Origin of the sequence: Bradyrhizobium sp. DN3 (genome assembly GCF_041357655.1) — a bacterium.
Lineage (GTDB): Bacteria > Pseudomonadota > Alphaproteobacteria > Rhizobiales > Xanthobacteraceae > Bradyrhizobium.
Genome location: NZ_JAULLN010000010.1, coordinates 186,679 through 198,126 on the forward strand (window position 1 = coordinate 186,679; position 11,448 = coordinate 198,126).

At 64.1% G+C, this 11,448-nt stretch carries 13 protein-coding genes; 6 read left to right on the forward strand and 7 right to left on the reverse strand.

What is annotated here, in order from left to right; genetic code table 11:
• Positions 1-129: 129 nt before the first annotated feature.
• Positions 130-1,719 carry an MFS transporter gene (locus tag AAE027_RS17230; protein WP_438110512.1) on the forward strand — a complete coding sequence of 530 codons (1,590 nt, stop codon included), beginning with the start codon at positions 130-132 and terminating at the stop codon, positions 1,717-1,719.
• Positions 1,720-1,788: 69 nt separating this feature from the next.
• Here AAE027_RS17230 and AAE027_RS17235 read toward each other — a convergent pair whose 3' ends face one another.
• On the reverse strand, positions 1,789-2,262 hold the full coding sequence (locus tag AAE027_RS17235) for a secondary thiamine-phosphate synthase enzyme YjbQ (protein ID WP_370987824.1): 474 nt from the start codon (positions 2,260-2,262) through the stop codon (positions 1,789-1,791).
• A 154-nt stretch (positions 2,263-2,416) separates the two neighbouring features.
• Positions 2,417-2,938 carry a hypothetical protein gene (locus tag AAE027_RS17240; protein WP_370987823.1) on the reverse strand — a complete coding sequence of 174 codons (522 nt, stop codon included), beginning with the start codon at positions 2,936-2,938 and terminating at the stop codon, positions 2,417-2,419.
• Positions 2,939-3,296: 358 nt separating this feature from the next.
• On the opposite strand from AAE027_RS17240, the gene AAE027_RS17245 reads away from it, so the two are divergent.
• The 5 genes from AAE027_RS17245 (at position 3,297) to AAE027_RS17265 (ending at position 5,936) form a co-directional block, all read left to right on the forward strand.
• Positions 3,297-3,671: an AtpZ/AtpI family protein gene (locus AAE027_RS17245; protein WP_370987822.1), complete on the forward strand. Its 375-nt coding sequence runs from the start codon at positions 3,297-3,299 to the stop codon at positions 3,669-3,671.
• A gap of 108 nt (positions 3,672-3,779) precedes the next feature.
• Entirely contained in the window at positions 3,780-4,529 is a 750-nt protein-coding gene (locus AAE027_RS17250; protein WP_091885258.1) for a F0F1 ATP synthase subunit A, read from the forward strand.
• 53 nt (positions 4,530-4,582) lie between these two features.
• Positions 4,583-4,813, forward strand: a complete 231-nt coding sequence (locus AAE027_RS17255) for a F0F1 ATP synthase subunit C (protein WP_007599451.1) — start codon at positions 4,583-4,585, stop codon at positions 4,811-4,813.
• 65 nt (positions 4,814-4,878) lie between these two features.
• The gene (locus AAE027_RS17260) at positions 4,879-5,445 is read left to right on the forward strand and encodes a F0F1 ATP synthase subunit B family protein (protein ID WP_091885256.1); all 567 of its coding nucleotides are present in this window, start codon (positions 4,879-4,881) and stop codon (positions 5,443-5,445) included.
• A gap of 5 nt (positions 5,446-5,450) precedes the next feature.
• A complete protein-coding gene (locus tag AAE027_RS17265; RefSeq protein ID WP_370987820.1) occupies positions 5,451-5,936 on the forward strand; it encodes a F0F1 ATP synthase subunit B family protein in 486 nt (161 codons plus the stop codon).
• A gap of 189 nt (positions 5,937-6,125) precedes the next feature.
• Here the strand turns inward: AAE027_RS17265 and AAE027_RS17270 are convergent, their stop codons facing one another.
• The 5 genes from AAE027_RS17270 to AAE027_RS17290 form a co-directional block, all read right to left on the reverse strand.
• Positions 6,126-6,776 (reverse strand): hypothetical protein, encoded by a 651-nt coding sequence (locus AAE027_RS17270; protein ID WP_370988013.1) that lies wholly within the window; start codon positions 6,774-6,776, stop codon positions 6,126-6,128.
• A 146-nt stretch (positions 6,777-6,922) separates the two neighbouring features.
• Positions 6,923-7,510, reverse strand: a complete 588-nt coding sequence (locus tag AAE027_RS17275; RefSeq protein WP_091885248.1) for a GNAT family N-acetyltransferase — start codon at positions 7,508-7,510, stop codon at positions 6,923-6,925.
• 36 nt (positions 7,511-7,546) lie between these two features.
• Positions 7,547-8,836: a M16 family metallopeptidase gene (locus AAE027_RS17280; RefSeq protein ID WP_091885245.1), complete on the reverse strand. Its 1,290-nt coding sequence runs from the start codon at positions 8,834-8,836 to the stop codon at positions 7,547-7,549.
• Positions 8,833-10,251, reverse strand: a complete 1,419-nt coding sequence (thrC, locus tag AAE027_RS17285; protein ID WP_164935108.1) for a threonine synthase — start codon at positions 10,249-10,251, stop codon at positions 8,833-8,835. The genes AAE027_RS17280 and thrC overlap by 4 nt, the downstream gene beginning before the upstream one ends.
• 548 nt (positions 10,252-10,799) lie before the next feature.
• Entirely contained in the window at positions 10,800-11,444 is a 645-nt protein-coding gene (locus tag AAE027_RS17290) for a response regulator transcription factor (RefSeq protein WP_091885239.1), read from the reverse strand.
• Positions 11,445-11,448 lie beyond the last annotated feature (4 nt).

Genomic DNA, 11,448 nt, shown 5'->3' on the forward strand with positions numbered 1-11,448 from the left:
CGGCGATGTTACCTTAACGATCAGGTCGCCCGGCTTTCCGACAGCAGCCGGGTTGCGAAACAACCGTTTGGGGAGCGAAAACTGATGACCATGGCTGCGACCGCGGACGGGACCGTCCGCACCCGAGGGATGACTGGCGAAGAGCGAAAGGTCATTTTCGCCTCTTCACTTGGCACCGTCTTCGAGTGGTACGATTTCTACATCTACGGCACGCTCGGCGCCTTCCTGGCAAAATACTTCTTCTCAAACGTGCCACCGAATGTCGGCTTCATCTTCGCACTGCTCGCCTTCGCAGCCGGCTTTGCAGTCCGCCCCTTCGGCGCACTGATCTTCGGCCGGCTCGGCGACATGATCGGCCGCAAATACACGTTCCTCGTCACCATGACGCTGATGGGCGTCGGCACCTTCTTCATCGGTCTGCTACCGGGCTATGCGAGCTGGGGCCTCGCCGCGCCGATCGTGCTGATTGGTCTGCGCCTGATCCAGGGCCTGGCGCTCGGCGGTGAATATGGCGGTGCGGCGACTTACGTTGCCGAACATGCCCCGCAGAACCGGCGCGGCTATTACACGTCGTGGATTCAGACCACCGCGACGCTCGGTCTGTTTCTGGCGCTGCTGCTGATCCTCGGCATCCGCACCGCGATGGGCGAAGAGGCATTCGGCGATTGGGGTTGGCGCATTCCGTTCCTGCTCTCCGGCGTCCTGCTGGCGGTTTCGATCTGGATCCGCTTGAGCCTGAACGAGTCGCCGGTGTTCCAGCGCATGAAGGAAGAGGGCAAGACCTCGAAGCGCCCGCTCACCGAAGCCTTCGGCGAATGGAGCAATGCCAAGATCGCTATCTTGGCGCTGTTTGGCGCCACGGCCGGTGAAGCGGTGGTGTGGTATGGCGGACAGTTCTATGCCCTGTTCTTCCTCACCCAGACCCTGAAGGTACCGGCCGTGCCGGCGCAGATCATGATCGTGGTTGCGCTCGCCCTGGGTACGCCCTTCTTCATCATCTTCGGAATTTTGTCCGACAAGATCGGCCGCAAGCCGATCATCCTCGCCGGCTTCCTGCTTGCGATGGTGACCTACTTCCCGATCTTCAAGGGCATCACCCACTTCGCCAATCCGAAGCTCGAAGCCGCGCTGGCAGCCTCGCCAGTGACGGTGATCGCCGACCCCAGCGAGTGCTCATTCCAGTTCAAGGCAACCGGCACTGAGAAGTTCACCACCGGCTGCGACATCGCCAAGGCCGCACTGGTGAACTTGTCTGTGAACTACCAGAACCAGGATGCGCCGAAGGGCACGGCGGCGACGGTCAAGATCGGCGAGCAGACGCTTACGGCCACCTCGCCCGATTTCGCCAAGGCTTTGCCCGCAGCGATCAAGGCTCATGGCTATCCGGCTTCCGCCGATCCGAACGACATGAACTACGTCATGACGACGGTCCTGCTCTGGATTCTCGTGATTTACGTGACGCTGGTCTACGCGCCGATCGCCGCCTGGCTGGTTGAGCTGTTCCCGAGCCGAATCCGCTACAGCGGCATGTCGCTGCCCTACCACATCGGCAACGGCTGGTTCGGCGGCTTCCTGCCGGCGACGGTGTTTGCGATCGTGGCTGCTACCGGGAACATCTATTCCGGCCTGTGGTACCCAGTCGCCATTGCCGCGATGAGCCTGGTGATCGGTTTCCTGTTCCTGCCGGAAACCAAGGATGTCGACATCAAGCAGATCTAGTTGAGATCAGCCGGAACCAAGGCTCCGGCGATCAGACACGAACGGCCGCGGATTCCGCGGCCGTTTTGCTTATGACGTCGCGCCGACGAACTGCAGCACGACCTCGCGCCGATGCGGCCGGCTGCGATGTTCGATCAGATAGATCGCCTGCCAGGTGCCGAGCGCGAGCTTGCCGTTCAGGACCGGGACCTGAAGCGAGGCCCCCGTCAGCATCGTCTTGATATGCGCGGGCATGTCGTCGGGCCCCTCGGTGTCATGCGTCCATCCGACGTTCTCCGGCGCGAGCCGGGACAGCGCCGTGGCGAGGTCAGCGAGCACGGAAGGATCGGCGTTCTCCTGAATCGTCAGCGAGGCCGAGGTGTGGCGGATGAACAATGTCAACGCGCCGTCGCGCGCGTGGGCTTCGGCGATGAACTTGGCTACCTCGCTGGTCAGATCGGTGAAGCCGTGACCCGGCGTCCGCACGGTGAGCAGCGACGATGTGACGGCGGTGGCCTGCACCGACGAGGGCGCCGAACGCGTTACCGATTTGCCTGATGTCATCAAAAATCCCTCCGGAAGCGCCGTAGGGTGGGCAAAAGGCGCAAAGCACCGTGCCCACGTCTTGTCTCGTCATCGTGGAAACGTGGTGGGCACGGCGCAAGGCGCCTTTGCCCACCCTACAAGAGCTCAATGCTTTGGCCGCGCGAAGGGGTCCTCAAATCTTCCCCGACACGTCCTTCTGCACGCGGTTGGCCATGTCGATAAGCCGGCGCCAGGCTCTTTCCAGGAACGACATCACGCGGTCGACATCCTGGTCGCTCGGCAGGGGGATCTCGATCTTACGCTCGCCCTCGGCGGCTTTCGGCTCCGCCTTTTTGAGCGGATCGGATTTCGGCAGCGGCTCGTCGATCTTGCCCGATACCGTCGGCCCGGCCGCGAGCTGGCCCTTCAGCTTCTCGACTTCGGCCTGAAGCCGGCCGATCTCGGCATCGAGTGCGGACCGCTCGTCGGGCACCGCGTAGCAAGCCCAGCCGGCGCCGTTCTTGGTGCAGGTCGACATGGCGCCGGTGCGGGTGTCGAGCCGCAACACGCCCTCGGGGATCGGCGTCATGCTGTAGCGGCCGTTTTCACTGTCGGGAGCGGATTGCGCGGCGACGAAGCCGCCGCTGACGACCATCACCACGGCGAATGTCGCTCCCGCAAACCATGATGTTGTGGATGACGTCACAGGTCTCATCTTGCGCTCCGCCACGACGTGCAGGTGGCACTTTCGTAATTCTACACCCGCCGAGGCCATCCGCCGCCCAAAACGCATCACCGATATCAACAACCGCGACGGTCCCTTTGATCCCGGCAGCGCGGCGAAATGGCGGCTGCATCCGCCGATCATGCGGAGAGCTGCTGCGGTGCGGCGTCACGCTGTGTGCAGCGCTGCTGTGTGCGCCAATATCATTAATCAAATCAGATACATAACGGAAAGCGACGCAATCGTGACTTGGCTTGACTTGATTATAGGCCATCAGTATGGTCCGCGCGGCTTTTGAGGGTGGCGGGCGTAATTTCCATTCAGCCGCGGCGTTTCGGGTCTTCGTTGCATGACACAGGGCACGGGACACGGTGAGAATGGAGATCGCGATAGATCGTCCGAGGAAGCTGCGCTTTCCGAACGGCTCGGAAGTCTTGATCAGCGGTTGTCCGAACTTCGGGACCGGCGGAGCAAGACCGAGCAACCCGCAGGTAACGGTGAAGACGGAGCGGCCAGAGCCTCGGCGATGGCGCTTGGTTTCCGGTTATCCTCGGAGTTGGTCGCCGGCGTCGTTGTCGGAGCGGGGATTGGCTGGGGGTTCGACCGCTTGCTGTCGACGTCGCCTTTCGGATTTATCGTGTTCCTGCTGCTGGGCTTCGTCGCCGGCGTGGTGAATGTGGTGAGAACGGCGGGCGCGGGTCAAAACAGGCGCGGTGGTTCTTAAGCGATCCCCAAGAGAGGAATGATCGTGCCGGCTCGCCGGTACGGGCCGGCCTGGCCGGCAGACCGAGACCCGCCGGCATCGCCCGGCAGACCAAGAGATGCCGCGCTGATGAAAATCGACCCGATCCACCAGTTCAACATCGAGCCTCTCTTCACTCTGGGCCATATCGGCAATCATACGATCGCCTTCACCAATTCGTCGCTCTACATGTTGGTGGCCGTGGCGATCATCTCGATCCTGATGCTCGCCAGCGGCACGCAGCTGATTCCCGGGCGTCTGCAGTCCGTCGCAGAAATCTCCTACGAATTCGTCGCCTCGACCATCCGTTCGACGGCCGGCGCGGAAGGCATGAAGTTCTTCCCGCTGATCTTCTCGCTGTTCATGTTCATCTGCGTCTCGAATCTGGTGGGTATCATCCCCTACACCTTCACGGTGTCGAGCCACTTGATCGTCACCGCGGCGCTTGCGCTCCTGGTGTTCTTCACCGTCCTGATCTACGGCGTCTACAAGAACGGCCTGAAATTCTTCAAGATTTTCGTTCCCCACGGCGTCCCCATCTACATCCTGCCGCTGGTCATGTTCATCGAGGTCCTGTCGTTCTTCCTGCGGCCGGTCTCCCACAGCGTCCGTCTCTTCGCCAACATGCTGGCCGGCCACATCGCGCTGAAGGTGTTCGCAGGCTTCGTCGCCATGCTCGGCTTCTCGCTCGGCGCCATCGGCTGGGTCGGCGGCGTGCTGCCGCTGGCGCTCACGGTCGCGCTGACTTCGCTCGAGATCCTGGTCGCGTTCCTCCAGGCTTACGTGTTCGCGATCCTGACCTGCATCTACCTCAACGACGCCATTCATCCGGGACACTGAGCGGTCCGGGGAATTTCCACCCACAACGCAATCTTTCTTCCAAGGAGTCTAAAATGGATCCGGCAGCAGCAAAACTTATCGGCGCGGGCATCGCGTGCATCGGCATGGGCGGTGCGGGCGTCGGCGTGGGCGTGATCTTCGGCAACTACCTCGCCGCAGCCGTTCGCAATCCGTCGGCCGCTCAGGGCCAGTTCGGCAACCTGATCTTCGGCTTCGCCGTGACCGAAGCGCTCGGCATCTTCTCGCTGCTGATCGCGCTGCTGCTGCTGTTCGTTCCGCTCTGAGGACGAGGTTTTTCGCGCCGTTCCAGTCCATGGGACGGCGCGCGTGACAGCAACAGGAGAACTCCATGGCTGAGAGTCATGGCGACGCAAAAGGTCCGGCGGCGGGCGCTCACACCGAGGCTGACGGTGGTCACCACGGTGGCGGTTTTCCGCCGTTCGAGAGCAGCAGCTTTGCTTCACAGCTGGTGTCGCTCGCGATCTTCTTCGTCCTGCTTTACGTGATCGTGTCCAAGCTCGCTCTGCCGCGCATCGGCGGTGCGATCGAGGCGCGGCAGAACAAAATCGAGGGCGACCTCGCCGAAGCGCAGAAGCTGAAGGACCAGTCCGACGCGGCGCTGAAGGCCTATGAAAGCGAGCTCGCTTCGGCGCGCACGCGGGCACAGGCGATCGGCAACGAATCCCGCGACAAGGCGAATGCGCAGGCGGACGCCGCGCGCAAGGTTCTGGAAGAGCAATTGGCGGCCAAGCTCGCCGGGGCGGAGAAGACCATCGCCTCGACCCGCGCCGCCGCCATGAGCAACGTCCGCGGCATCGCGGCCGATGCGGCAGGCCAGATCGTGCAGCAGCTCACCGGCGTCGTTCCCGACGCAGCGTCGGTCAATGCCGCGGTAGATGCGTCCTTGAAGGGTTAGTCGAGATGTTCTTCGAACCTGAATTTTGGGTCGCCGTCGCCTTCGTGATCCTGATGGTCGTGTTCGGCTATCTCGGGATCTTCAAGACGGCGATGACCGCGCTCGATCATCGTGCCGACCGCATCAAGGCCGAGCTCGACGACGCCGCACGTCTCAAGCAGGAGGCAGCCAAGGTGCTCGCCGACTACAAGGCGCGCAGTGCCGCGGCCGAGCGCGAGGCTGCCGACATCATCGCCAATGCCAAGTCCGAAGCCGAGCGCATCGCGGCCGACGCCAAGGTGAAGATGGAAGACTTCGTCGCCCGCAGAACCAAGACTGCGGAGAGCAAGATCGCGCTCGCCGAGGCCCAGGCGCTGGCCGATGTCCGCGCCGCAGCCGCCGAAGCCGCCGTGCAGGCCGCCTCGACGATCCTGTCGCAGTCGGTCAAGGGCCAGGTCGCCGACGACCTGCTCGCCAAGGGCATCAACGAGGTTCGGCAGAAGCTGAACTGAGATTTTGCCTTCACCAACCAAAAAGCCGGCGCGATGAGCGCCGGCTTTTTTGTTTTCGACGCCACGACAACAAGTACGGTGTCATCACCCGCGCAGGCGGGTGATCCAGTACGCCGCGGCCCCTCGGTTCCGAGCGCTCGCAGAAGGCGAGATCCGGTGGCGGGCAATGACAGCTGAGGTCGTAGCCAATTACTTCCTCTTCCGCCCCTTCGGCTCGGGCGAGAGTGCCTGCGGGTCGAAGCCGACATAGAAGATGTAGGAATCGGCGACCGCGGCTGAGGGCATCGGGTAGGCCAGATCTTCGGCGACGAAGGTGAAGGGCACGCTGCCGCCCTCCGACATCTCGACCGTGGTCCGGTAGGCCTTCGACGCAATCACCTTCTCGCCGACGCCGCCCTGCACCACGGCGATACGCAAGGGGACCTCGACCGTCGCAGGCGCGCCGGCCGGGCCGGCGATAACACGGCCCTGGATTCCGATCCGGGCGGTGATATCGCCGCCGCTCCGGGCGCATTCGCGCGCCATCTTGGTAATCGTGGCCTGGAAGCGGATCTCATTGCCGACGGCCGGCTTGCCGCTGGCACCAACCGCATAGGTGGAGGCGCCGGCGCGCACGGTGACCTGCGGGCAATCGACGTCGTCATCGGCTGGCTGGCCGGGCGCGGGCGCCGGCTTGGGCTGCGCCGGCTCGTCGGACTTGCCGCCGAACAGGCTCTTGAAGCGGTCGCTCAAGGACTGGGCCGCCACCGGCGAGACGGACGCGAGCGCAATCGACAACGCCAGCGCGACCACCGTCCCCCGCCGCAACGCATTCCGCGATGACCGAAGCTCCTTCACCATCGACACCCATACTCCATGACAGCATTCCGGCCGATCGCAGGCCGGCCCGCGCCGTTATATCGCCAAAATCGGCGAACCCAAGGCAGGTAAATTACGGCAGCAAGCAAGGCGGGACGATCAAGACTTTGGCCGCAGGAGGTGGCGGCTCAGCCGCGAAAATCCTCATGCAGCAGGCCGAACAGCAGGTGATCCTGCCAGATCCCGTTGATGCAGAGATAGCGGCGCGCCAGCCCCTCGCGGGAGAAGCCGCACTTCTCCAGCACCCGGATCGACGGCGCATTGGTGGGGATGCAGGCGGCCTCGACCCGGTGCAGGTTGAGCTCGCCGAACAGCGTCGGCAGCAGCACCCGCAGTGCCGCGGTCATGTAGCCGCGATGGGCGTAGGGCTGCCCAATCCAGTAGCCGATAGTGCCGGCCTGCACGATGCCGCGCCGGACATTGGCCAGCGTGATGCCGCCGACCATGGCGCCGTCGAGCTCGCGAAAGATCAGAAAGGGATAGGAACGATCCGCGGCGATGTCCTCGGAATAGCGGCGCAGACGGCGGCGGAAGCCGGACCGGGTGAGATCGTCCGAGGGCCAGATCGGCTCCCAGGGCGTGAGGTAGTCGCGGCTGCTTTCGCGCAAGTGAGCCCATTGCAGGAAATCCGACATCTGCGGAGCGCGCAGCAGCAACCCGTTGCCGCGCGGCACGAGTGCGGCGGGTCCACTGGATGGCAGGCGAAAGAGGGCCATGGTGATGCTTCCGGGGGCGGCGCCCCTGCGCGGCTCCTAATGCAGCCGCGCCTTGGCGCGCGCCCGGGTCAATCCTTCCGCAAAAGACACCGCCGTGTCCAGCCCCCTGCCGCTGCCCAATGCGACGACCGCAGGGCGGCTGCGCGAAAGCAGCGCACGCGCGGCATCCCGGGTCGATTCGACGCTGACGGCGTCGATCCGGGCCACCAGCTCCTGCACGGTCTGCGGCCGGCCATAGGCCAGCACATGCCGGGCGAGCTGCTCGGCACGGGACGAGCAGCTCTCCAGCGCCATCAACAGGCCCGCCTTCATCTGCGCCTTGGCCCGCGCGATCTCGGCCTCGGTCAGGGTTTCCACCGAATCATTCATGATGTCGACCACGACCTCCATCATCTCCGGCGCGTCGGCGGGATCGGTGCCGGTGTAGAGGCCGAAGAAGCCGGTGTCGGTGTAGGGCGCGTGGAAGGTGTAGATGGAGTAGCAGAGGCCGCGCTTCTCGCGAACCTCCTGGAACAGCCGCGACGACATCCCGCCGCCGAGAATGTTGGTGAAGACCTGGAGCGAAAACAGCGACGGGTCGGTCTGCGGCACCCCCTCGAGCGCCAGCGTCAGATGCGCCTGCTCGAGCTCGCGGTGGACCACTTTGGCGCCGCCCTGGCCGAACTGGGCGGATTGCGGCTTCGGTCCCGGCGTCGCTTCAAAGCTCGCGAAACGCTTCTCGACCTCGGCGACAACCTGCTTGTGATCGACCGCGCCGGCGGCGGCCACCACCATGTCGGGCCCGCGATAATGCGTCGACAGATAGCCGCGGAGCATGTCGCGGTTGAAGCCGCGCAGCGTCTTGGCGGTGCCGAGCAGCGAACGGCCCATCGGCTGGTCGGGATAGCAGAGCTCGTTCAGATGCTCGAACACGACGTCGTCGGGGGTGTCCTGCGCAGCCCCGATCTCCTGCACGATGACGTTCTTCTCGCGCTCCAGCTCGTCCGACTCGAAAACGGGATTGGCGAGGATGTCGGCGAGCACGTCGAGCGCGAGCGGCACGTCGGCTTTCAGCACCCGCGCGTAATAGGACGTGGTTTCGGTCGAGGTGCCGGCATTGAGGTCGCCGCCGACCGCTTCGATCTCCTCGACGATCTCGCGCGAGGAGCGCGTGGTCGTGCCCTTGAACGCCATGTGCTCCAGAAGATGCGAGATGCCGTGCTCGTTCGGCTTCTCGTCGCGCCCGCCGACGCCAGCCCAGACGCCGAGCGCGGCAGTCTCGAGATGGGGCATCTTGTCGGTGACGATGGTCAGGCCGGAGGCAAGCTTGGAAATCTCGACGCTCATCCGGCAACTCCCTGCTTTGCGGCGCGGCTGACCGACAGCACGAACCGCTCGACCTCGGCCTGATCGTTCTTCATCACCTTCATGTGCTCGGATTTGGTCATCAATCCGTCGAGCCAGGCGGGCAGTTGCGGCCGCTGGCCGCAGGCTGCCTCGACCGCGTCGGGGAATTTGGCCGGATGGGCCGTGGAGAGCACGATGCTCGGGACCGTCGTGTCGGTGGTGTCGCGGTCGGCGACCGCGAGCGCCACTGCGGTATGCGGATCGACCAGCTCGCCCGCCTCGCGCCAGGCGGCGCGGATCGCAGCCGCGGTTTCGGTCTCGTCAGCGCGGCCTGCGTCGAACTCCCCGCGGATCGCGGCCAGCGTCGCATCGGGCAGCACGAAGCGTCCGGACTGTTTCAGAGAATCCATCAGGCGACGCACACCAGCCGCATCGCGCTGGCCGGCTTCGAACAGCAGCCGCTCGAAATTTGAGGAGATCTGGATGTCCATCGACGGCGACGCCGTGGCGTGCACCTCGCGCACCTCGTAGATCCCGGTCTTGAGCGTGCGGGCCAGGATGTCGTTGACGTTGGCGGCGATGCGCAGCGTGCGCACCGGCAGGCCCATGCGCTTGGCGACGTAGCCGGCAAAGATGTCGCCGAAATTGCCGGTCGGCACGACGAAATCCACCGCGCGCGCCGGTGCACCGACGGCGACGGCCGAGGTGAAATAGTAGACCACCTGGGCAACGATACGCGCCCAGTTGATCGAGTTGACGCCGGACAGCGAGGTCGCATCGCGGAAGCGATGGTTGTTGAACATCCCCTTCACGAGCGCCTGGCAGTCGTCGAAGGTGCCTTCGACGGCGAGCGCGTGCACATTGGCCGCACCCGTCGTCGTCATCATCCGCTGCTGGACCTCTGAGATGCGGCCATGCGGGAACAGCACGATGAGGTCGACATTCTCCAGACCCGCGAAGGCTTCGACCGCCGCGCCGCCGGTATCGCCGGAGGTCGCGACCACGATGGTGGTACGCTGGCCGCGCTTGGCGAGCACATGGTCCATCAGCCGCGAGATCAGCTGCATCGCCACGTCCTTGAAGGCGAGCGTCGGGCCGTGGAACAGCTCCAGCACGAACTGATGCGGCGACATCTGGCGCAGCGGCACCACCGCAGGATGTCGGAAGGTGGCATAGGCCTCGTTGGCCATGCGGCCAAGCTCAGCGTCCGTGATCTCGCCGCCGGCGAAGGGGCGAATCACGTCGACCGCGACTTCCCAATAGGGACGGCCGAAGAAGCCCGCGATGGCCTGCGCCGAAAGCTGCGGCCAAATGGCCGGCACATACAGGCCGCCATCGCGGGCGAGCCCGGTCAGCATAACGTCACAGAAGCCGAGTTCGGGGGCCTCGCCCCGGGTCGAGATATAACGAGTCAAACTGCCCTCCAAAGGCCGACCGAGCCTGAGCCCGCTCGTTAAGCCTTTGATTTTACGAAAATACTTGTTAACAGCCTGCGGCTTTCGGCCACCATAAAGTGTTTTGCGGCATCGGGAAACCGCTTCCGGTCGCCCTCGTTGCTGAATGAAAAAGGGCTGCGGCATTGCCGCAGCCCTTCTCTTGGAAGGTCTGTCGTTGTGTGCAGACCGGTTTGCCTCGTCGGGTCCCCCGACCCGCTAAAACTGTTCGCCCAAGCTTTCGTCAGCTGCAATCAAATCGTCAAGAGCCAAAACGGCAGGCGACGAACGACGTTCCTATTTTTCCCGGCGCGCTCAGGGCATTCTGTCGCAGTTACGTGCAATGACTCGCTTTGTATTGCCGTTTTCTCCCGAAACCATGGCCGACCTGAGGAACGAATGCCGTGGCGACCCATTGGGTCGGCGGAGGGTGCCAGCCATCGCCCATGCATTGCCCGGCCGATGGCGACGCCGATCCGTCGACCGAACCGCTGCATCCTGGAGCAGCCGGTTCGGTCGTTGGCGGGAGATCAATTCATCCCGATTTCCACGGCGATCCGGATCAGATCGGAATGGTTCTTGGCCCCGAGCTTCTGCTTGAGGAGGGACGTGGTGTTCGCGACGGTCTTGTAGGAGATGCCGAGCGCCTCGGCCACTTCGACGATTTTGTCGCCGCGTCCGAGCAGGCGGAGAATCTCGAGCTCGCGCGGTGTCATCTGCGAGGCTGGATTGGCCTTGATCGCCGCACCGGAAAACGTCACGGCTTCCGCGAGCTGCGGCGAGATGAAATTGTCGCCTGCGACCACCTTGCGCACCGCCTTCAGCAAGATCCTGGGATCGTCGCCCTTGGAGACATAACCCTGCGCCCCAAGCTCGACCGCCCGCACCACGAAGGCCGGATCGTCGTTCATGCTGAACATGATGATTTTGGCGCCCGGATCGTCCTTGCGGATGCGTCGCATCAGCTCGAATCCGGAGACATCAGGCAGGCTGATGTCGATCACGGTGACGTCGGGCCGCTTGCTGACATAGGCGCGATGCCCGGATTTGGCGTCGGTCGCCTCGTCGATACGGATCGAGTGGTCGGAGGCGAACAGGGTGCGACAACCGGACAGCACCACGGGATGGTCGTCGACGATCAGGACCCTGGTCGCCGGTCTGGCGGTATCTTGCATCGCG